The organism is Bacillus sp. SIMBA_031 (assembly GCF_046535225.1).
GTDB lineage: Bacteria > Bacillota > Bacilli > Bacillales > Bacillaceae > Bacillus > Bacillus velezensis.
Genome location: NZ_JAWRXC010000005.1, coordinates 104035 through 126542, shown reverse-complemented (window position 1 = coordinate 126542; position 22508 = coordinate 104035). Strand labels below are relative to the sequence as shown.

Annotated in this window: 17 protein-coding genes; 5 read left to right on the top strand and 12 right to left on the bottom strand. The window is 48.0% G+C overall.

The features are described from left to right. Positions 1-51: 51 nt before the first annotated feature. From SB724_RS14615 to SB724_RS14595, 5 genes are all read right to left on the bottom strand, one after another. Positions 52-330 carry a YckD family protein gene (locus tag SB724_RS14615; protein ID WP_263612330.1) on the bottom strand — a complete coding sequence of 93 codons (279 nt, stop codon included), beginning with the start codon at positions 328-330 and terminating at the stop codon, positions 52-54. 117 nt (positions 331-447) lie between these two features. Then, positions 448-882, bottom strand: coding sequence for an RDD family protein (locus tag SB724_RS14610; RefSeq protein ID WP_014416871.1), 435 nt, complete (start codon positions 880-882; stop codon positions 448-450). Between the two features lie 14 nt (positions 883-896). Beyond that, entirely contained in the window at positions 897-2033 is a 1137-nt protein-coding gene (locus tag SB724_RS14605; protein ID WP_410571696.1) for a zinc-dependent alcohol dehydrogenase, read from the bottom strand. A gap of 64 nt (positions 2034-2097) precedes the next feature. Next, positions 2098-3300 carry a GTP-binding protein gene (locus SB724_RS14600; RefSeq protein WP_410571694.1) on the bottom strand — a complete coding sequence of 401 codons (1203 nt, stop codon included), beginning with the start codon at positions 3298-3300 and terminating at the stop codon, positions 2098-2100. A 188-nt stretch (positions 3301-3488) separates the two neighbouring features. Further along, a complete protein-coding gene (locus tag SB724_RS14595) occupies positions 3489-4694 on the bottom strand; it encodes an MFS transporter (RefSeq protein ID WP_032872798.1) in 1206 nt (401 codons plus the stop codon). Between the two features lie 182 nt (positions 4695-4876). Here SB724_RS14595 and nirB point away from each other — a divergent pair, with 182 nt between their 5' ends. From nirB to cobA, 5 genes are all read left to right on the top strand, one after another. Further along, entirely contained in the window at positions 4877-7204 is a 2328-nt protein-coding gene (nirB, locus tag SB724_RS14590) for a nitrite reductase large subunit NirB (protein ID WP_410571691.1), read from the top strand. Beyond that, on the top strand, positions 7197-9329 hold the full coding sequence (gene nasC / locus SB724_RS14585) for an assimilatory nitrate reductase catalytic subunit NasC (RefSeq protein WP_410571689.1): 2133 nt from the start codon (positions 7197-7199) through the stop codon (positions 9327-9329). Before nirB ends, nasC begins: the two co-directional genes overlap by 8 nt. A 119-nt stretch (positions 9330-9448) precedes the next feature. After that, positions 9449-11866, top strand: coding sequence for an NADPH-nitrite reductase (gene nasD, locus SB724_RS14580; RefSeq protein WP_108725175.1), 2418 nt, complete (start codon positions 9449-9451; stop codon positions 11864-11866). A gap of 20 nt (positions 11867-11886) precedes the next feature. Further along, the gene (gene nirD / locus SB724_RS14575) at positions 11887-12207 is read left to right on the top strand and encodes a nitrite reductase small subunit NirD (protein ID WP_410571687.1); all 321 of its coding nucleotides are present in this window, start codon (positions 11887-11889) and stop codon (positions 12205-12207) included. A gap of 66 nt (positions 12208-12273) precedes the next feature. Next, positions 12274-13713, top strand: a complete 1440-nt coding sequence (gene cobA / locus SB724_RS14570) for a uroporphyrinogen-III C-methyltransferase (RefSeq protein WP_410571685.1) — start codon at positions 12274-12276, stop codon at positions 13711-13713. Positions 13714-13767: 54 nt separating this feature from the next. On the opposite strand, the gene SB724_RS14565 is transcribed toward cobA, so the two are convergent. The 7 genes from SB724_RS14565 to cah all read right to left on the bottom strand — a co-directional run bounded on the left by SB724_RS14565 (position 13768) and on the right by cah (position 22374). Further along, positions 13768-14778: an NAD(P)/FAD-dependent oxidoreductase gene (locus SB724_RS14565; protein WP_265973314.1), complete on the bottom strand. Its 1011-nt coding sequence runs from the start codon at positions 14776-14778 to the stop codon at positions 13768-13770. A gap of 186 nt (positions 14779-14964) precedes the next feature. After that, on the bottom strand, positions 14965-16200 hold the full coding sequence (gene putR, locus SB724_RS14560) for a proline utilization transcriptional regulator PutR (protein ID WP_003156600.1): 1236 nt from the start codon (positions 16198-16200) through the stop codon (positions 14965-14967). A 157-nt stretch (positions 16201-16357) separates the two neighbouring features. Continuing rightward, positions 16358-17812, bottom strand: coding sequence for a sodium/proline symporter PutP (putP, locus tag SB724_RS14555; RefSeq protein ID WP_265973313.1), 1455 nt, complete (start codon positions 17810-17812; stop codon positions 16358-16360). Positions 17813-17903: 91 nt separating this feature from the next. Then, positions 17904-19451 (bottom strand): L-glutamate gamma-semialdehyde dehydrogenase, encoded by a 1548-nt coding sequence (gene pruA, locus SB724_RS14550; protein ID WP_011996302.1) that lies wholly within the window; start codon positions 19449-19451, stop codon positions 17904-17906. Positions 19452-19468: 17 nt separating this feature from the next. After that, a complete protein-coding gene (locus SB724_RS14545) occupies positions 19469-20380 on the bottom strand; it encodes a proline dehydrogenase family protein (RefSeq protein WP_087920787.1) in 912 nt (303 codons plus the stop codon). 201 nt (positions 20381-20581) lie between these two features. Next, positions 20582-21352 (bottom strand): nucleotidyltransferase domain-containing protein, encoded by a 771-nt coding sequence (locus SB724_RS14540; RefSeq protein ID WP_061581744.1) that lies wholly within the window; start codon positions 21350-21352, stop codon positions 20582-20584. 65 nt (positions 21353-21417) lie between these two features. After that, positions 21418-22374: a cephalosporin C deacetylase gene (gene cah, locus SB724_RS14535; protein WP_007409374.1), complete on the bottom strand. Its 957-nt coding sequence runs from the start codon at positions 22372-22374 to the stop codon at positions 21418-21420. Positions 22375-22508: the final 134 nt, after the last annotated feature.

Below are 22508 nucleotides of genomic sequence, written 5' to 3'. Positions count from 1 at the left end.
GTTTCAGAGCAATCCCGATAAAAACAAAAAAGCATCCGGCTTGCCGGATGCTTAAGAATGATGATGCCGCTTTTCCAATTTATGAGGCGGAGGCTTCGGGACAAATCCATTTTGTTTCATCATGTTAAAGCGCCTGTCCATATGCTGTTTAATATGTTCTGCTTTTTCTTTCGGCAGGACCCCGTACTCAACATATTTGGATATGACATGTTTTCGTTTTTCGAGCACTTCTTTTTCAAGTGATTCAATTTCTTTTTTCTGCTGTTCCGTGAGTGACATTGTTGAAGGCATTTTTGTTCCGGCTGCATGTGCCGGCATTGTGAAAACCATTGCTGTAATGAAAAACGCAGCTAAAGACAATGCAGCTTTTTTCATGATTCTTTCCTCCTTTAACGTTTGTTATATGTTTCTCCCTCATCCATTTTTTATGCAAAAAAAAGAGCGAAATTATTCGCTCTTTTCAATCGATTCGTCCGGCAGCGCGTACGTGACATACGTTCCCGCTACAAAATCGTGGATTGACCGTCTGTCTTCTCTCATTCCGACCATGAATGCGCTCACGATCACACCGATTCCAAACGTCACGCCATATATCAGGCCGCCCACAAGCACTCTCAAAATCATAGTGAGAAAGCCTACCTGAGTTCCGTCTTTTTTGACGATACGGATACCGCAGATCTTTTTGCCGATAACATAACCGTTCCAGTATACAGGGAGCAAAATACCGTAAAGAGTCAAAATAATGCTGATCATTGCGCTCTCATTCGGATCTTTTCCTGTTGCCAGCATAAAAATAATCGCCAAAGGCACTGAAGTAATTAAATAGTCGAGTACCACAGCTCCCAATCTGATCCAAAATCCCGCCGGTCTGTAAATATTCATCGTGTTTCTCCTCGCTATGGCTTTAAAATCACTTTAATGTTGCCATCTTCTTTTTTGTCAAATATATCATATGCAGCAGGAGCTTCCGCAAGACTCATTTTGTGTGTAATGATATCCGTCGGATCAATTTCATTTTGTTCGATCATTTGATACAGCATCGGCATCAGATGAATAACGGGTGCCTGGCCCATTTTTAAAGAAACGTTGCGTGTGAAAAAATCACCGAGCGGAAAGCCGTCCGCTTCAGAAATGTATGCGCCCGTGAGCTGCACGGTTCCGAACTTCTTAACGGCTTCTGATGCTGTAAGAATCGGACTGATCGTTCCGAACTGATTCGGTTTTTGCTCTGTTTTTTCTTTTGAAAGCGGCGTGCCGTCCATTCCGACACAATCAATCACTACATCCGCGCCCCCTGACGTTTGTTCATGCAGCAGTTTCCCGATCTCATCATGTTCTGAAAAATTGAAGGTCTCTGCTCCGTTTATGCGTCTCGCATGTTCAAGGCGATGCGGGACTTGATCGACTGCGATAACCCGCTTTGCTCCTTTTTTCCACGCGAATTTTTGCGCCATTAAGCCGATCGGACCTGATCCCAGAATCACGACTGTATCCCCTTTTTTCACTCCGCTGTGCTGGACGCTCCAAAAGGCGGTCGGCATGACATCTGACAGAAGCAGCACCTGCTCATCTTCAAGCTCACTGTCTGCCGGAACCAGAAAAGAAGAGAAATCAGCATAAGGAACACGTAAATATTCAGCCTGCCCGCCGGGATAATTACCGTTAAACTCCGAAAAACCGAATAAGCCGCCGGCATCTGTATGAGGATTTGGATTAGATTCATCACACTGGCTTTCCATCTGGTGCTTGCAATAATGACATTCTCCGCATCCGATATTAAAAGGAATCACGACCCGGTCGCCTTTTTTCAGCTTTTTGACTTGACTGCCCGTTTCTTCAACGATTCCCATCGGCTCATGCCCGACGATATAACCCGGATCGGCGGGTATCCCGTTTTTATATAAATGAAGGTCTGAACCGCATATCCCGGTTGCGGTGATTCGAACGATGACATCTCTCTCTTCTTGAATGGCGGGTGCCGGGACTTCTTTCACTTCCATATGTTCTTTTCCTTGGTATGTCAGTGCTTTCACACTTGGTCAGCTCCTTTTTCATCACTCCTTCCCTTTTCACCTGCTTCTAAACTTGGCCGGTATGTTATTCGGCCCGCTGAATATCCCATTGAAAAGGATCTTCAAGCTGCGACCAGTCGGAATCGAACTCAGACGGCGTGAGCAGGCACTGATCCAATTCCTTTGTAATGGCTGCTTCATCTAAATCTGTTCCGATAAACACCAGGTTCGTATGACGATCTCCGAATTGGCCGTCCCAATCTTCCAGAATCTCCGGTTCCTGCTGTTTGATCTGCTCCTGCTCAAGTTTCGGCATTGCCGCCACCCAATAAGAAACAGGCTCAATCGAAACCGCCGGACCCGCCTGAGACATCAGCAGCGCAAGGCTGTTGCGGGTTGCGCACCAAGCAATTCCTTTTGCGCGCACAATGTTGTCAGGCATTGATTGATGCAGCCAGCTGTCAAAACGAACGGTATGAAACGGCAGACGCCGCGAGTACACAAACGAAGTGATGCCGTACTCTTCCGTTTCGGGAGTGTGCGCTTCATGACCTGCCGTCAGTTCCTTTATCCATCCTGCTGATGAACTCGCTTCCTCAAACTCAAATAAACCGGTATTCAATATGTATTCGGCGGGCACTTCTCCGCGGACGGACCGGATCAGTCTGGCACGGGGCTGTAATGCGCGAAGGACTGTTTCCAGCTGTTCAAGCTCTTTTTCGCCCACCATGTCGCATTTATTTAAAATGAGCACATCACAAAACTCGATTTGGTCAATTAATAAATCGGCAATCACCCGTTCATCCTCTTCTCCCGCCGCTTCCTTCCGGTCAAGTAGGCTGTCACCGGACTGGAAATCATGCCAGAAGCGGTTTGCATCCACCACGGTCACCATTGTGTCCAGCCTGCAGAATGTTGTCAGATCAATACCCATCTCTTCATCTATATAAGAAAATGTCTGGGCAACGGGAATCGGTTCGCTGATCCCTGTTGATTCAATCACTATATAATCAAATCTGCCGTCTTTCGCGAGTTTCTCAACTTCGACTAATAAATCTTCACGCAGCGTGCAGCAGATACAGCCATTGGATAATTCTACGAGTTTCTCATCCGTCCTTGACAAGCCGCCTCCCTGCTTCACCAAGCCCGCGTCTATATTTACTTCGCTCATGTCATTGACGATGACGGCAATTTTTAAACCGTTGCGGTTTTGTAAAATATGATTCAAAACGGTCGTCTTTCCGGAACCAAGATAGCCGCTCAATACTGTAACCGGAATTTTTTTCATATAAATAGCCCCCTATCAAAATAGAATGATTACGATTTACATACTGCACCTGCCTTATTTTCATCATGATGTACATGGTTATAAATCGCAATCGTTACTATTTATTCTGATATATTCTCCGTTTAAAATCAAGTGAAAATGATAAATCATAAAAAAGACACGCTGTCATACGTGTCTTCCGCCCAAACTTAAACATCCGCAGGACTGTTTTCAGTGCCATAGCTTTTTCTCCAAAAATAGCCTGCGGCCAGAACAAGCACAAATGCGAGCAATGCGATACATGAAAAAGAGATAAAACCGATCGCATAAGTTCCCGTCATCTGCTTCAATGATCCCAAAATATTCGGAAGGAAAAAACCTCCTATGCCGCCGGCCGCTCCGACGATCCCCGTCACCATTCCGATTTCTTTTGCAAAGTGCTGAGGGACAAGCTGAAATACCGCTCCGTTGCCCATACCGAGCGCCATCATTCCGATAAACAGCAGAACGACAACCGTTGAAAGCGGAGGCAGGCTGCTGACTCCCGCCATACACAGAGCCGCGATGACAAACAGTACAGCGAGAACTTTCGCACCTCCCGCACGGTCTGAAATCCAGCCTCCTGCAGGGCGAAAAAAACTGCCCGCTGCGACACATATTGTGACGAAATCACCGGCATGGATTTTTGACAATTGATATTGATCAACGAAAAAAATCGCCAAAAAACTTGATAATCCCACAAAACCTCCGAAAGTGACGCCGTACAAAAGACAGAAACACCATGTCTCCTTCTGCCTGAAAACGTGAAGGTAGTTTTTAAGCGGCTGGGGTGCAGGCTGTGCAGGAGAGTCCTTCGCCATGACGATAAACAGAATAAAAACGATCATCAACGGAAGAAGCGCAATTCCCATTACACTGTGCCACCCAAACTGTTCTGCAAGGCGGGGACCGAACAATGTCGCAAACAAAGTGCCGCTGTTGCCGGCACCTGCTATCCCCATCGCAAGCCCCTGCAAGTGAGGCGGATACCACCGGCTCGCCATCGGAAGCGCAACAGCAAAACTTGCGCCCGCAACGCCCAGCAGAATGCCGATCGCATACAGCTCAGTCAAAGAACGGCCGCCGAATGCCCCCCAAAGCAGCGGGATCATCGTGATCAGCATCCCGATCACGGCTGTTTTCTTCGGCCCGATCCTGTCCGTTAACACACCTAAAATGATCCGAAACACAGATCCTGATAAGATCGGCAGAGCCACGACAAATCCTTTTTCAAAAGAAGATAACCCGAAATCCTGAGAAATATAAACGCCGAGCGCCCCCAGCATGACCCAAATCATAAAACTCACATCAAAATATAAGAAGGAACAGAGCAGAGTGAGCGGATGGCCGCTTGTTTTTAATTCCGACAGCTTCATAACATTCTCCTTTCCGGTCTTCTATCATTTCAAATTGCTGAATCAAGAATATATGACCGGCATTCACCGGAAAAGACATGTGTAAGATAATGCGACACATTTAATGCGTTAATCAGGCAATGTGCCATAATTTCTCATAGGAGAAGCAAAACTTACAGGCTGCTGCAAAGGAGGTTTGGCGAATGAAGAAACAACGATTAATTGCAGCAGGGAACGGAATGGCCGGAATCCGCTGTATTGAACACATTTTAAAGATGAACCGTGACATGTTTGAGATTGTCATTTTCGGAAGCGAACCTCATCCCAATTACAATCGCATTCTCTTATCCTCCGTTTTACAAGGTGAGGTTTCGCTTGATGACATTACGCTGAATAGCCGCGAATGGTACGAAAAAAACGGAATTACGCTTTACACGGGAGAAACGGTTGTAGACATTGATACAGAACGGCAGGTTGTCACAACGGATCGAAAGCGCAGCATGACTTACGATCATTTCATCACGGCAACTGGCTCCTCTCCTTATATTCTCCCCATACCCGGAGCAGATAAGGAAGGTGTGTACGGCTTTCGGACAATAGAGGACTGCCAATCCCTTATCAATGCGGCCGGCCGGTATCAAAAGGCGGCGGTCATCGGCGCCGGTTTATTAGGTCTTGAAGCGGCCGTCGGCTTACGGCAGCTCGGCATGGACGTCAGCGTCATTCACCACTCTTCCGCCATTATGCAAAAACAGCTTGATCAAACGGCATCCCATCTGCTGCAGAAAGAACTGGAGCGAAAAGGCTTAGTCTTTCTTTTAGAGAAAGACACGGCATCCATTACAGGAAACTCACGGGCGGAAGGCATCCGTTTCAAAGACGGTTCTTCCATAGAAGCAGACCTGATTGTCATGGCCGCCGGTGTGAGGCCCAATATCCGATTGGCTACATCTGCCGGACTTTCAGTGAACCGAGGAATCATCGTCAATCAATTCATGGAGACGAACAAACCGAATGTGTATGCCGTCGGTGAATGCGCGGAGCATGACGGGATTGTATACGGATTGGCGGCGCCGCTTTATGAACAGGGAAAAGTGCTCGCGCAACATCTATGCGGCGTCCCGTGCGAAGGGTTTCAAGGCTTTGCACAATCTGCAGCCTTAAAAATAGCTGGTATTGATGTATGGTCGGCAGGAAAGGTGCACGAGGATGAGCACACAGCCGGCATATTGTTCCATGATGAGCATGCAGGCATCTACAAAAAAGCGCTCTTTGAGGACGATAAACCGGCCGGCTTTATTTTATTCGGGGACACGCGCGGTAAACAGCGGCTTCTCGACAGTCTTGTGAAGCAAAGAGATATTTCCATCGTGAAAAAACAGCTCATGGAACCGGATCAAGGCGGTATATCCTTTGAATCCATGCCTCCCCATGAAACCATTTGCCAATGCAGCTCAGTGACCAAGGGCTCCATTGAAGAAGCGGTAAACAAATATGGCTTAAAAACCGCGGAGGAAGTGAAGCACATGACAAAAGCGTCCGGGTCTTGCGGAGGATGCAGGCCGCTCGTTGAAGACTTGCTGAAGTATATGGCGAGCGATGATTACACAAAACCCTCCCGCCAGCCTTCGTTTTGCGGCTGCACCGATTTGACGGAAGAAGAAGTCATCGTGGAACTTCGGCGCCGTCCGTTCACTGATGCCGCCGAGGTAATGAAAGAGATCGGCTGGAAAACAGAAAACGGCTGCCGCATTTGTATTCCGGCGCTTCACTATTACCTGGAAAGGACGCGGCCTGATTTTATGCAGTTCAATGAAATATCGGCAGAAGAGACATGCACCCTGATTCCGCAAATGTACGGCGGACTGACAAGTGCGGCAGAGCTCAAAAACATCGCAGACGTCATCGAAGAATACGGCATCCCCGGCGTTTCGATGACTGACAGTCACCGGCTGAGGCTTTCCGGAATCAGGCCAAATGACCTTGCAAGCATCAGAAAAGCACTGAACATGCCGGTTTTCTCCCCCCGGCACCGCTGGACGATTCAAATCAAAGCATGTACGTGCGGACAGCATCGCTCCTTTCAAGAACTGGCAAGCAGGATTGAACGAGATACCGACATGCTTGCCGTCCCCGCTTATGTATCCGTCAGTTTGTCATGTGAAAACAATTGCACCGATGCTTACATTCAGGATATCGGCGCGCTTCAGACACAAACTTGCTGGGAGATTTATATCGGGGGCGTCCGCGGAAAACAAGCCCGCGCCGGCAGCCTTTTTTGTGTGACGAATAACGAAGACAGTACCGCCGCTATGATGAAAGGCCTTATTCAGTATTATCGCGAAACGGCTCACTACAACGAAGCGATTTATCAATGGGTTGACAGACTCGGCCTCGTCCATATCAGAGAAATGCTGTTTGAAGAAGATATGCGGACACAGCTTCTGAAAAATCTCAGTTCAGACATATCCCTGCTGCAAAACCTGCCTGCCGGGAAAACGCCATACGAAAGGATGAAGCTTTTTGACTGAACCGATGCTCCGTTATTTCCGTGACAAACTGCAAGATATCCAATCGGAAAAAACATATGAGACGCAATGCCCGTTCTGCAGCATGCAATGCAAAATGCAGCTTACGGAACAAACCTTCGCGGCACGAAAGAAATACACTGCAATCGGCATTGATAATCCGACGACACATGGCCGTTTATGTACAAAAGGCATGAATGCCCATCAGCATGCCGTGCACTCATCCCGCATTACACGCCCCCTGCTTAAAAAAAACGGTGAATTTGTGCCTGTCTCTTGGGCTGAAGCGCTGAATCGCATAAAGGAACAAATCAATCTGATCCAAACCGAACACGGCAATGATGCGATGGCCGTCTACGGGAGCGCCTCCATTACAAATGAAGAAGCCTATCTGCTTGGAAAGTTCGCACGGGTCGGCTTACAGACGAAATACATCGATTACAACGGGCGGCTCTGTATGTCTGCCGCAGCAACAGCGGCCGGCCAGACATTCGGCGCGGACAGGGGCCTGACGAATCCATTATCGGCCATTCCGCATACACGTGTCATCATCCTGGCAGGCACAAATATCGCCGAATGCCAGCCGACGATCATGCCGTATTTTGATAAAGCGAAAGAAAACGGGGCTTACATTATCGCTATTGACCCCCGGGAAACGGCGACGACCAAAATAGCCGATCTTCACCTGAAAATCAAGCCCGGCACAGACGCCGCCCTGGCAAACGGACTCGTCAAAATCTGCATTGACGAACAGCTTACAGACAAAGACTTTATCCGCACACGCACAAACGGATTCGATAAGCTCAAACGGCATACCGACGCTTTGGATCTGGAAGAGATCTCCGAGCAGACAAGTGTTCCTTTGGAGCATATGCGAAAGGCCGCCGTGAAGTTTGCCAAGGAAACATCCGGCATGCTGTTTACAGCGCGGGGGATCGAACAGCAGACTGACGGTACCGCGGCGGTGAAAGCTTTCTTAAATATGGTGCTGATCACTGGAAAAATCGGCAAGCCCTTCTCAGGTTACGGGGCGATTACCGGTCAAGGCAACGGACAAGGCGCGAGAGAACACGGCCAAAAAGCGGATCAGCTTCCGGGCTACCGTTCTATCGAAATTGAAGAACACCGGGCGTATATTGCGAAGGTGTGGGGGATTCATCAGGATGAGCTGCCGCGAAAAGGCGTCTCAGCCTATGAAATGATAGAAAAAATAGATAGCGGCGACATCAAAGGACTGTTTCTCATGTGTTCCAATCCGGCTGTTTCCGGCCCAAATGCGAATTTCGTCAAACAAGCAATCAAGAAACTGAGATTCTTTGTCGCAGTTGATTTATTTATTTCTGAGACCGCGGCATTCGCAGATGTGATTTTACCCGCCTCCTCTTATTTGGAAGACGAAGGCACGATGACAAATGTAGAAGGCCGCGTGACATTAAGAGAAGCGAGCCGCACCTGCCCCGGAGAAGCGAAACATGATTGGCAGATTATCTGTGACATTGCCTCGGCTCTTGGTAAAGGGCATTATTTTCCCTATACGTCAGCGGAGGAAATCTTTAACGAACTGAGAGAAGCGAGCCGCGGCGGAATTGCTGATTACGCTGGCATCACCTATGACAGGCTCAGGAGGGAAGGCGGCATTCAGTGGCCATGTCCTGAAGCGGATCACCCCGGAACCGGGCGATTGTTTGAGCACTCATTTGCCCATCCCGATCACAGAGCTGAATTAAGCGTGATTCCAAATGAACCGGCCGTCCCGAAAGAGAAGCCGAGCGCCGGCTATCCGCTTTATTTAACCACGGGAAGGGTGATGTCTCACTACTTAACGGGTGTCCAAACGAGAAAAAGCTCCGCCCTGGCTGCAAGACATTTCGAATCCTTTGTGGAAATCCACCCAAAAACGGCAGCCGCCTATCATATCGAAGACCGTGTTCTCGTGAAAGTAGAATCCCCCCGGGGCAGCATCACCGTCCGGAGCAGATGGTCGGAGAACGTACGAAAAGACACGTTGTTTGTCCCCATCCATTGGTCTGACACGCAAAACGTCAACGATTTAATTGGTGAAGCCTTGGATCCGGACTGTAAAATGCCCGGTTTTAAGATGTGCGCGGTACGAATCAGCCCTATATAATTTTTCATAAAATTTTTAGATTTTTTAGTATTTTTTGTTACATTTCATAACATGCACCTTAAATATTTGTTTTTGCTGTGCTACGCTAAAGAAAACATAGATAAGGAGCGGATCATCTGATGGGAAAAAAACAGCTAGTCCTTGTTGGAAATGGAATGGCCGGGGTAAGAGCGATTGAAGAAATACTGCGTGTTTCAAAAGACGAATTCGAGATTACAATATTCGGGGCCGAACCTCATCCCAACTATAACCGAATCCTTCTGTCAAAAGTGCTGCAAGGCGATACCGACATTCAAGACATTACGTTAAACGATTGGAACTGGTACAAAGAAAACAACATCCAGCTGTATACCGGTGAAACAGTCATCAAAGTCGACACGGAAAACAAAACCGTCATCACCGATGCAGACAGAATCCAGCCTTACGATGAACTCATCCTGGCGACGGGCTCTGTCCCTTTTATCCTTCCGATTCCGGGCGCAGACAAACAAGGCGTCACGGCATTCCGGGACATAAAAGATACAGACACGATGCTCGCCGCGTCAAAACAATATAAAAAAGCAGCCGTCATCGGCGGAGGACTGCTGGGTTTGGAAGCCGCACGCGGACTGCTGAATCTCGGAATGGACGTGTCTGTCATCCACCTCGCCCCATTCCTGATGGAGCGCCAGCTTGACGCAGCGGCGGGACGCCTGCTGCAAAACGAATTAGAAAAACAAGGCATGACCTTTTTCCTTGAAAAGCAAACCGAAGAAATTCTCGGTACTGACCGTGTCGAAGGCGTACGCTTCAAAGACGGCACAAGCATCGAAGCTGACCTGGTCGTCATGGCGGTCGGCATCCGCCCGAATACACAGCTTGGCACAGAAAGCGGCATTCCGGTAAACCGCGGAATCATTGTCAATGATTATATGCAGACTGACATTCCGCACATTTACGCGGTCGGTGAATGTGCCGAGCACCGCGGAATCGCATACGGTCTTGTGGCGCCGCTCTATGAACAGGCGAAAGTGCTGGCCAAACATATTTGCGGCATTGAAACAAAACCGTATGAAGGCTCCGTTCTCTCCACTCAATTAAAGGTATCAGGCGTCGAAGTCTTCTCTGCCGGTGACTTTAACGAATCAGAGGACAAAAAAGCGATTAAAGTGTTCGATGAACAGGACGGCATTTATAAAAAAATCGTCCTGAGGGGCAATCAAATTGTCGGTGCTGTTTTGTTCGGCGACAGCAGCGAGGGCGGCCGCCTGTTTTCTATGATTCAAAAAGAAGCCGATATCTCCGAAACTTCCAAAATATCAATCTTACAGCCTCTTGATCAGGAAGCAGGCGCAAGCATGACCGCGGCGATGAGCGACGATGAAATCATCTGCGGCTGCAACGGCGTTTCAAAAGGTGCGATTATTCAAGCCATTCAGGAAAAAGGCTGCACATCAACGGACGAAATCAAAGCATGCACCGGGGCATCCCGTTCCTGCGGAGGCTGTAAACCGCTCGTGGAAGACATTCTTCAATATACACTGGGCTCAGAATTTGACGCGTCCGCGCAAAAAGAAGCGATTTGCGGATGCACATCACTATCGAGAGATGAAGTCGTAGAAGAAATCAAAGCCAAAGGGCTGTCGCATACAAGAGAAATCATGAACGTGCTCGGCTGGAAAACGCCGGAGGGCTGCTCCAAATGCCGTCCTGCCCTCAACTACTACTTAGGCATGATTAATCCGGCTACATACGAGGATGACAGAACATCCCGTTTTGTGAACGAACGGATGCACGCCAATATTCAAAAAGACGGAACATACTCAGTCGTGCCGCGGATGTACGGCGGCGTGACCAACTCTCAGGATCTCCGCAAGATCGCCGATGTCGTCGACAAATATGAGATCCCGCTCGTTAAAATGACCGGCGGCCAGCGGATTGATCTCATCGGCGTCAAAAAAGAAGACCTGCCGAAAGTATGGGCCGAGCTTGATATGCCGTCAGGCTACGCGTACGGAAAAACACTCCGCACGGTAAAAACGTGCGTGGGCGAACAATTCTGCCGCTTCGGCACGCAAGACTCCATGGCACTGGGCATTGCGCTTGAGAAAAAATTCGAAGGGCTCAATACGCCTCACAAGGTCAAAATGGCCGTGTCCGCCTGCCCTCGGAACTGTGCGGAATCAGGTATTAAGGACCTTGGCGTTGTCGGCATCGACGGAGGCTGGGAGCTTTATGTCGGCGGAAACGGCGGAACCCATTTGCGCGCCGGTGATTTGCTGATGAAAGTAAAAACGAATGAAGAAGTCTTAGAATATGCGGGGGCTTACCTTCAGTACTACAGAGAAACGGCAAACTATCTGGAGCGGACATCCGCATGGCTTGAGCGCGTCGGTTTATCTCATGTCCAATCCGTATTAAACGATCCGGAAAAACGGCAGGAGCTCAACGACAGAATGAATGAGACACTCTCTGTCCACAAAGATCCGTGGCAATACTTCCTTAAAGATAAAAAAGCTTCTAAAGATCTATTCGAAAATGTCGTCACGACTTCATAAAACAGTAAGGGGGAACGGACATGGTTAATAAAGATATGACAAAGGTTTGCATAGGCAAAGTAAACGAATTACCCGAAGAGTTAGGAAAAACCGTATATATAGAAGATAAAGAGCTTGCCGTATTTAAGCTTTCTGACGGGAGCGTCCGCGCCATCGAAAACCGCTGTCCCCATAAAGGGGGCGTCCTGGCTGAAGGCATCGTCAGCGGAGAATACGTCTTCTGCCCGATGCATGACTGGAAAATCTCCTTAGAAGACGGAAAAGTCCAAGAGCCGGATCATGGCTGTGTCAAAACATACGAAACACTGATTGAAGGAGAGAATGTATACCTCCTGTATTGAGCAAAGACCGGATCACTTTTTCAAGTGGTCCTTCATTTTTTAAATTGCTGAAGGGATGACGCCATCATGAAAAACGGAATCGTATATTTTGTCGGTGCGGGACCAGGAGACCCGGGGCTGATCACCGTAAAAGGAAAACAGGCTCTGGAGAAAGCGGATATCATTTTGTATGACCGGCTCGCAAACCCAAAGTTTCTTGAATATGCCTCACCGGACTGCCGGTTCATTTATTGCGGAAAGCTGCCCGACCGTCATTTTATGAAACAGTCTGAGATAAATGCCCTGCTGATTGAAAAAGCGGCGGAGGGCTGCACCGTCGTCCGCTTGAAAGGCGGAGACCCAAGTGTGTTCGGCAGAGTCGGCGAAGAAGCGGAGGCGCTTCATCAGCACGGCATCCGCTACGAAATGGTGCCCGGCATCACCTCGGGAATCGCAGCGCCGCTGTATGCGGGAGTCCCCGTCACCCATCGTGATTTCGCTTCGTCCTTCGCGATGATCACCGCTCATGATACATCATTGCAAGGCAGGCCGAATCTCGACTGGGAAGGGCTTGCCCGAAGCGTTCAAACGCTTGTGTTTTACATGGGCGTTAAAAATCTGTCGTTTATATGCCGGCAGCTTATGGAGTACGGAAAATCCCCTTCCGTTCCCGTACTCGTCATTCAATGGGGGACGTGGGGGCGGCAGCGAAGCGTTAAAGGAACGCTTCAGGATATCCATGAAAAAGTTCAAAGCCAAAACATCACCAACCCTGCCATTATCGTCATCGGTGATATTGTCAATTTTCAAACACACAGCTGGTTTGAAAGCAAACCGTTCATCGGGCGGCATATCATGGTTGTCACTCATGGCGATGAAGAACATACATTGACAGACAAGCTGCGCGAGTATGGCGCCGATGTTATTGAATGGCCGAAGCGGATCGTTAAAAAAATGCCCGCAAACGAAAACATCCTGAAACAGATCAGCACCTTTGAACATATATCTTTCACATCGCGCCTTGCGGTATGCGAATTCTTTGACACACTGGCTTTCAAGCAGATCGACATCCGCCGGGTGACCGCAACCCTGAATGCGGCGACTGAGGCCGCAAAGACGGAACTGACAAAACGGGGCTTTCTCCTATCCGAATGTCAAATTGATTCTCCGCATTCACTCATTGTAGGAAGCCGTCAAGCAGCAGAAAACTTGTCAGACTCAAAATCATGCTCTTTTTATATCACCCATGAACATATCGCGGATGAGCGGTTCACTTCCATGATCGAACGCACGATCAGTGAGTCTCCTCTGCAAATGATTATCTGTACGGGCAAAGAATCCGCTCAGCATTTGATCAGCGCCGGAAAACAAATCGGCATATCACCGGATCCGTCAGCAAACCGCCCTCCCGTCATCTGCATGGGCGAAGACGTCCCCGCCGGCTGCGGGTTTACCGCCGTGAAAAATCAGGAACAGTTATTTGCGTTTATACGAAATGAAATGAAAGACATGCTGGTTCACAGCTGATACGCCGGAATGCTTTTCTGACCCCCAGGCTCAACATCGGGGGTCAGCCCTTTTTTATTGTGTCACCAATTTTTTATGGTGAGTCGAATACATCGCCATCTGATCCGCCTGCGGGTCCAAATAGGCTTTGGCGCTGTTCACGGCGGTCGGCCCCTCCGTGAAACCGCCGGCAATCAATCTGAGCTTACTTTCATAATGGGCGGCGTCACCGGCGACAAACACGCCCGGAAGATTCGTCCGCATATGTCTGTCAGCTTTAATTCTGCCTTCTTCTATCTCAAGCCCCCAGTCCTTCATCGGACCGAGATCAATTTTAAACCCGTGGTTGATAATGAGCTCATCAAGCTTGATGACTTCAGAAAGTCCGGACTCAGTTCGGCAAATGGTGACGCTCTCGATCCGTTCTCCGGTGCCGTTGAGATGCTTCAGTCGATACGGCGCAAGCACCCGCACGGAAGACCGCTTCATTTTCGCCACGCTGCTTTCCAAACCGCCGAACTCCTCCCTGCGGTGCAAGACGGTAACAGACGCCGCAATCGGTTCCAGCTCATTCGCCCAGTCAACCGCGGTATCTCCTCCTCCGGAAATCACGACATGCTTATCTCGAAACGAATCAAGCTTCTCCACCTTATAATGAAGGTTCTTTCCCGAATAACGGCTCGCATCCGCGCTGTCAAGTTCATTGACCTCAAGCGTTCCCATGCCGACGGCCAAAATCACCGTGCGTGTATAGTGCTTTTCCCCTTTGGAACTTTCCAGCACAATGGTTCCGTCTTCCAGCCGTTCAAATCCGGTCACCCGCTGATTCAACACGATATCCGGCTTAAATGTCGCAGCCTGTTCCTTCAGCTGCTTAATCAGCTGTTCTCCGACAATCCCAGGTATTCCGCCGATATCACGGATGATTTTTTCAGGGAAAAACATAGACACTTTCCCTCCGAGCCGCGGCAAAAACTCGATCACTTTCGTTTTCAGCTCACGCATCCCGCAATAAAAAGCCGCAAACAGGCCGATCGGGCCACCGCCTATAATCGTGACGTCATACACCTCATGATTTTCCGCCATCGTTCTGCCTCCCGTTTATATCTATACTTCAACATTTTTAATTGAGAATCAATATCAATGAAAGTATAACACATATTGTGGAGCAGTGTTTATTCATTTCTCATCTTGCGGAAAAGGAGTGATTCAGAAGTGAGGTTAAGCGGGAAGGTATTAAAACTGAAACCAGTACAACGACTGGTTTCTTTTTTATCTCTTTTTCATCAGCATGATATCGAGATACAGCTGGCACCTTGTCCTGAAGTCGTTTAAATTAATTGATGTCATGTCAAGAATCTGTTTGATACGGTAGTTCAATGTGTTTTGATGAATAAAAAGCTGTTCTGCGGCTGGTTTTGTTTTGCAGTTATTGAGGAGATAGATTTCTAACGTTTTCAGCAGTTCGGTACTGCTTTCTCTGTCTTTGGCTTTTAATAACGCTAAATCATCGTTTACATATTCCAGTGAGGCGTTTTTTTCTTCGATGCTTTCAAGATAGCGGTAAATCCCGAGCTTACTGTATTCGTACGGGATATTTTCCTGGTTTCCGGTAATTTCGGCGGCCTTTATGACTTCAAGGGCCTCTATATAACTTTTGCCAAGCTTCAGGATGCTGCTGTATTCATTGCCGATTCCGATATAGATGGGAGTAGGGATCTTCTGAAAGTGAAAATGAGTCAGCAGTTTGTGGATAAATTCAGATGCTGCCGAAGTGCCGGAGCTTTTTTGCGAGAAGCTTGCGACGACGATGACAATATTGGAATCAATGGTTAAGACGTGACTGACTTTATCCCGCAAATTCAAGTACGATTTGATATTTTCCTTCACATCTTCGACTGCCTCCCCATCCCCATTTGCGGCGTGCAGGACGACTACTGAAAAAACCGACGGCAGCACGGCGTTCATCTTTTCCGCTTCCCGCCTGAACTCCTTTTCAGAGGAGAATTGCTGAAAGATCGCCCGTTTCACCAGGTCTTCCGCTCTTTCTTCTTTTTCCTGTTTCAGTCGGTTCGTTTTATAGATGATTTTTCCGACATGGAATGAAGTTTCATATAAAAAGTCGAGCTCCTCGTCCGTCAAGTTTCGGTCGAGCTCCTGAATCCAGATGTAACCCATCACTTCCCCTTTATGTTTTGCGCTTACAACCACTCTCTGATTCAGTCCGATACTGTCTATTTTTTCGACACGGAACGGTTCAGGAACGGTTTTCAGCTTTTCGATCACCCCGTCCTTCAGAAACCTTTCAAAAATCTGCACGGGGCATTTTTTTGAAAATATCGTCTGCTGGTTGGCGGAGTCGAAGTGATTAATGTAATAAGAATTATAGGCAAGCAAAAAGAAATCCGCGCTTTCCAGAATAACGGGCTTCTGCAATTCATAACTGATGAAATCAATTAATTTATCAATGTCCGTAAATGAAAAAACTCTCTCTAAAAGCTCTTCCATACCTATTTCTCCTATGCTCTTTTTATCTTTATCATACTCTGCGGGGTGACTTTTTGTATAGAAAAAAATTCACATATTCCCAAAACGGCATGATCCGAAAGCCTGTATCGTGAAAAGAGGAAAAAGGGCGGTCCCTTCTTCCTCTCGTTCCTTGCTTTTATTGAGAAAGTGTATCACGGTAATCATGAAACTGATCTGTGACATCTTTTGACGGAGCCTGTGTCAATAAGCTGACGACAAATACAGCGGCAAGGCTTACAGCAAAGCCCGGAATGATTTCGTACAAAAAGTCTGAAAGACCGGCATTCGCCCAAATGATTACGGTAATTGCTCCCGCAATCATGCCGGCGAGTGCCCCCCATTTCGTCATCCGTTTCCAAAATAAACTGAGCAGTACGACCGGCCCGAATGACGCGCCGAATCCCGCCCATGCATAGCTGACAAGACCAAGTATCGTGTTGTTTTTCTCCCAAGCGAGCACCAAAGCGATGATTGACACCGCAAGCACTGCCATTCTCCCCAGAAATACGAGTTCCTTATCAGAAGCCGAACGCCTGAACATGGACTTATACAAATCCTCTACTAAAGAACTGGACGTAACGAGCAGCTGAGACGAAATCGTACTCATAATGGCCGCTAAAATCGCAGAAATGAGAAATCCCGTAATAATCGGGTGGAACAGAATGTTGCCGAGCTGAATAAAAATGGTTTCCGGATCAGCCAGCTTCAGTCCGTGCTGGTGGTAATACGCGATTCCCGCAAGACCCGTAAACAGCGCGCCTAGTGCAGACAAAATCATCCATCCCATTCCGATCCGTCTGGCGCGTTTGATTTCTTTCACAGATGTGATCGCCATAAAGCGCACAATAATATGCGGCTGCCCGAAATAGCCGAGCCCCCACGCAAATAAAGAAATAATGCCAAGGACGGTGGTCCCTTTGAACATATTAAACAGTTCCGGGTTGACGGAACGGATATCGGCAACGGTTTCCCCCGGTCCGCCCGTATGAAAAATCGTCACAATCGGCACGAGAATAAGCGCCGCAAACATAATGATCCCTTGGACAAAGTCCGTCCAGCTTACCGCCAAAAAGCCCCCGAACAAGGTGTAGGCGACAACGACGCCTGTGACGACCCACAGCCCCGTGTGGTACTTCAACCCTAAAATGCTGTTGAATAAGACGCCTCCGGACACCATGCCGGATGATACGTAAAAAGTGAAAAAGATAAGAATAACAAGACCTGAAAACAGTCTGAGAAGCTTCGTATGATCACCGAAACGATTTTCAAGGAAACCCGGAATGGTGATGGAATTCCCCGCTTTTTCGGTATACGTTCTCAGCCTCGGCGCCACGAAAAGCCAGTTCGCCCACGCTCCGAGAACAAGTCCGAACACAATCCAAGCGCCGCTTAACCCCGTCGAGAACATGGCGCCCGGAAGCCCCATCAAGAGCCATCCGCTCATATCCGCCGCTCCCGCGCTGAGCGCTGTGACGGCAGGGCCTAAAGAACGCCCCCCGAGCATGTAATCCGTCAGATTTGACGTCCGTCTGTAGGCGTAATAGCCGATAAACAGCATGCCCGACATATAAATACAAATGGAAATAATCAACTGAATGTTTGCTATGGCATTTCCTCCTCCGCTTTATATGTTTATGGTGAAATGGACACCCCCCGCGAGGAGGATGCCCATTCAGTCCCTCTTAAAACATTTCACTGATTGTTTTCGCCTGCATGTGGAGAGCCAGGTAATCCGGGCCGCCCGCTTTTGAATCAGTGCCGGACATTTTGAAGCCTCCGAACGGATGGTAGCCGACAATCGCTCCCGTACAATTGCGGTTGAAGTACAGGTTGCCGACATGGAATTCCTGTTTCGCCCGTTCAATATGTTTGCGGTTATTTGTAATGACCGCGCCTGTCAAACCATATTCAGTATTGTTGGCCACTTCTAAAGCTTCATCAAAGTTTGATACTTTAGAAAACGCCACGACAGGCCCGAAAATTTCTTCCTGCATGAGTCTGGCTTTCGGATCAAGGTCAGCGAAGATCGTCGGCTTAATAAAGTAGCCTTTTGAATCATCTCCGGTGCCGCCGCTTACTAAACGGCCTTCTTCTTTTCCGATTTCAATGTAGCTCATGATCTTGTCGTAAGAACCTTGGTCGATGACAGGCCCCATATAAACATCTGCACTGTCAGGTTTAGCAGTTACTTTTGATTCCGTAATTTCAATGACACGCTCTAATACTTGATCATACACTTTTTCATGAACAACTGCACGTGAACCTGCAGAACATTTTTGTCCGGCAAAGCCGAATGCTGATGTAAAGATGGATTGAGCCGCTAATTCAATGTCCGCGTCCTCGTCGACAACAACCGTATCTTTACCGCCCATTTCAGCAATGACACGCTTTAAGTGCTGCTGGCCCGGCTGCACTTTTGCCGCGCGTTCAAAAATTCTCGTACCGACTTCACGTGATCCTGTAAATGTGATAAGGCTTGTTTTCGGATGGTCAACAAGATAATCGCCTACTTCTGCTCCGCTTCCCGGCACAAAGTTGACTACGCCTTTTGGCAATCCGGACTCTTCAAGCACTTCAACAAATTTTGCTGCAATAACAGGTGTAGCACTCGCAGGTTTTAGAACCACTGTGTTTCCAGTAACGATCGGCGCCACTGTTGTTCCTGCCATGATCGCAAACAAGAAGTTCCACGGCGGAATAACAACTGTCACTCCAGTCGGCGTGTATACATATTGGTTTTTCTCGCCTTCACGGCTGTTGACCGGTTTGCCTTTTGCCAGTTCGATCATTTGGCGTGCATAATACTCCATGAAGTCAATCGCTTCAGCCGTATCTGCATCAGCTTCGTTCCAAGGTTTTCCCGCTTCCTTGACAAGCAGGGCGGAGAATTCGTGCTTTCTGCGGCGGACTTTGGCAGCTGCGCGGAACAAAACGGCCGCTCTTTCTTCAGGGGATGTGTATCTCCACTCTTCGAACGCTTTCGCAGCTGCTTCAATCGCCTGCTCCGCGTGCTCCTGAGACGCCTTTGACACTTTTCCGACGACTTCTTCTTTATCAGCCGGATTGATTGAAACGATTTTCGCTTCCGTCTCTACCTTTTCACCGTTGATGACGAGCGGATAATCTTTTCCCAGATATTCATTTACCGTCGCAAGCGCTTTCTTAAATTCTTCAACGTTCGATTGATCTTGGAAATTCGTGAATGGTTCGTGTTTATAAGGTGTAGTCATTGTCATCTCTCCCTTTTTTACTTCTTAGTCATCCCTTTAAAGGCGAATGCGATGTTTGAGGGGCGTTCGGCGAGCCGTCTCATGAAATAGCCGTACCAGTCATCCCCGTAGGGCAGGTAGACTCTCATGCGGTAACCTTCTTCCACCAGGCTGAGCTGGGTTTGCGAGCGCATGCCGTACAGCATCTGAAACTCAAAACGGTCGTTTGGAATGCCGTGCTCTTTGGCAAGCTGTTTTGTAAACTCGATCATTTTGTCATCATGCGTGGCAACTGCCGTATAATGTCCTTTTAAAAGCTGTTTGCGGATGAGTCTTTTATAATTTTCATCGACATCGCTTTTTTCAGGATAGGCCACCTTTTCCGATTCTTTATAGGCCCCTTTGACAAGCCGCAGAAACGGATTCAGCGGGCTGAGGTCATCAAGATCCTTCTCCGTTCTGTACAGATAAGCCTGCACCACGGTGCTTACATATTCATACCGGCTCCGGAAGTCTTTAAAGATATCCAGCGTCTTCTGGCATCTCGTTTCATCTTCCATGTCAATCGTCACCATGACTTTATGTTTTTCAGCCGTCTGGAGGATTTTCGTCATATTTTCATAGACAAGATCGAGATCTATATCAAGACCTAAAGACGTCATTTTTAATGACACTTGGGAATTCAGCTGTTCATCAGCGATTAAGGCGATGGTCTGCATGCACTCCTCGGTGCGTTCTTTCGCGACATCACCGCTGTTGACAAATTCCCCCAAATGATCGACAGTAACTGACAGCCCTTGGCTGTTCAAATGTCGGATTGTCGGGATAGAACTGCGGAAATCCATTCCTCCGATGATTTTGCCGGCTGCCACACGGCTTCCCCAGCTTCGCGCCATCTTATTGAGAAAGCTGCTCTTGGATAAAAATAAGAAAAAATCTCTTGTAATCACTTCCAACCTTAACACCCCGCAATCTAAGAAGTATTTGTATGAGTCTATTGTAAATGGACAAAACATCCTCTCACAATATTCTAAAAATACAAAGATTCTGATAAATTTTTGTGGTTTTACCACAATCAGCTTCTTAGATAGCAGGCGATTATGCCGAAAAATGGCGGACGGAAATGACGGCAATCGTCAATTTCCGCCTTTTTACCCCCACGCCTCTTCGACGGTCTGAATCAATAGCTGATTCAGTTCCTCCGTTATGTCAGGTTTCGGCGTTTTGATCGTTTTGACATAGTGCCCGATTCGTTCTATTTCTTCTTCTATAAACGCATGAATCATCGTATTTCTCGGTTCCGGAGCCAGCTCCTGACCGCTTTTTTTCCTTGTAAGCAGTGTATTGATTTCAGAAATGAGCGCTTCATCCGTCAATAAGGCATCGGCCAGTACGGGAAATGACATCGGCGGTACGGAGCCGAACGTTTCAATCCATCTGCAGGCAAGGAGAGGACGCAGTACATAAAAATACTTTTTAATCTTCACTTCCCTGCCTCGCAATTCCGTTTTTTCATTCCGTTTTGCCATATTGAGATAATGATAGATGCCGGCTTCAGGCGAAAAGGCGCGGTTTTTCAGTTTTCGAAGCTTTTCAGCCGCTGAGAAAGCTTCATAATAGATCATCTCAGAAGAGAGCCATTCCAAAAGAGGCGGATTTGATTTTTTAAAAAGCCTAAGCGCTTTTCTCAGTTCCCAGCCGCTGATGTCAAGCATGTCATGAATCGGCTCTTCTATGACATCCCTATGCGGTTCGATCGAAAAGTACCATTCTTTTTTCGGCACATAGAGAAACCGCACATCGTAGTCGCTGTCGCTTGACGGAAATCCCCATGCGCGGCTCCCTGATTCTACGGCATAAAGCACCTTGACGCCGTGCTGTGCTTCAATTCGTTTTAATTCTTCGATGATCTTTTGTTCCATCTGTATCCGTCCTTTTCCGTGATCATTCCTGAAAAAAGCCCAAGTACTTGGGCTTTTCGCTGTCGTCAGCCTTTCAGATGCGCTTTCAGAAAGGCCAGCTTTTCCGTATGGAAAGAAGGTATGTATTCATGTCCGAAATACCGGTAAACCTTCAATTCTTTTTCCGTTTCCAGATGATTGTAAGCGGCAAACACCGTCGACGGCGGAGTCACACGGTCAATCAGCCCGATGGACATGAGCACCGGAACTTTTACGCGGTCCGCCAGATTCATGATATCAAAATAGGCCAGTGTATTCATCGCGGCCTTTTCCGTTTCAGGGCTGCCGTTCTTTCTGAAAAAGGAGTTAATCTCAAGATACGGCTCATCAAGAGCGACATCAATGGCCCGCTCAAAATTGCTTAAATAAGGATAATCGGCCGCAACCGCTCTCGGAATGTCAGATAGTGCCGCCGCGGCGATTGAAAGTCCGCCTCCCTGGCTCCCGCCGATGACGGCGATCCTCGTTTCGTCCACTTCATCAAAGCCGCTGATGACTTCCAAAGCCCGGACGGCGTCTAAGTACACGCCTCGGTAATAATATGTATCTTTATCTAAAATCCCTTTCGTCATCCAGCCGGGAACGTGTCCGTGCGGTGAGACGCTTGTATCTGTGCTGCTGTGCTGACCGCGGACAAGCATGCCGAACGCGGCATATCCGTGAAGCGCCCAATTTACGATGTCATGTATATCCCCGTCATAGCTCGCGTTATAGCCGTGATATTTCACGATGGCCGGATGCGGTCCTTGCCGGTCGGGAACGGCGTACCATCCCTCAATTTCCGCCTTGCCGAAGCTTCGGTATGTCAGCCGGAATACTTTCACACCGTCAGCCGGGTAGCTTTCAGCCTTCAATTCAGGCTTTGCCTCTTCCTTTGCAAGCTCATGTAATGATGATGCCCAAAAATCCGAAAAGTCATGAGGAGCGGTTTTATTTGGTTTATAGGTTTGCAGTTGGTCGAGCGGCAAGTCGTATAATTGCATATCCGATTATTCTCCTTTGTTTTATAAGATTTAATTTTCTGACTCTATCTTAACACGATTTTGCACTCATTTTCTAAACATTTTAATAAACGTTTGTTTAAAAACAAAAAAGCCGTGCGCTCACAGCGTCACGG

Coding starts and splice junctions, on each gene's coding strand:
- nirD (WP_410571687.1), top strand. CDS start 11,887: ATGGTTAATAAAGATATGACAAAGGTTTGCATAGGCAAAGTAAACGAA.
- SB724_RS14615 (WP_263612330.1), bottom strand. CDS start 330: ATGGTTTTCACAATGCCGGCACATGCAGCCGGAACAAAAATGCCTTCA.
- putR (WP_003156600.1), bottom strand. CDS start 16,200: ATGGAAGAGCTTTTAGAGAGAGTTTTTTCATTTACGGACATTGATAAA.
- SB724_RS14610 (WP_014416871.1), bottom strand. CDS start 882: ATGAATATTTACAGACCGGCGGGATTTTGGATCAGATTGGGAGCTGTG.
- SB724_RS14565 (WP_265973314.1), bottom strand. CDS start 14,778: ATGGCGGAAAATCATGAGGTGTATGACGTCACGATTATAGGCGGTGGC.
- nasD (WP_108725175.1), top strand. CDS start 9,449: ATGGGAAAAAAACAGCTAGTCCTTGTTGGAAATGGAATGGCCGGGGTA.
- nirB (WP_410571691.1), top strand. CDS start 4,877: ATGAAGAAACAACGATTAATTGCAGCAGGGAACGGAATGGCCGGAATC.
- cah (WP_007409374.1), bottom strand. CDS start 22,374: ATGCAATTATACGACTTGCCGCTCGACCAACTGCAAACCTATAAACCA.
- SB724_RS14540 (WP_061581744.1), bottom strand. CDS start 21,352: ATGGAACAAAAGATCATCGAAGAATTAAAACGAATTGAAGCACAGCAC.
- pruA (WP_011996302.1), bottom strand. CDS start 19,451: ATGACTACACCTTATAAACACGAACCATTCACGAATTTCCAAGATCAA.
- SB724_RS14600 (WP_410571694.1), bottom strand. CDS start 3,300: ATGAAAAAAATTCCGGTTACAGTATTGAGCGGCTATCTTGGTTCCGGA.
- cobA (WP_410571685.1), top strand. CDS start 12,274: ATGAAAAACGGAATCGTATATTTTGTCGGTGCGGGACCAGGAGACCCG.
- SB724_RS14595 (WP_032872798.1), bottom strand. CDS start 4,694: ATGAAGCTGTCGGAATTAAAAACAAGCGGCCATCCGCTCACTCTGCTC.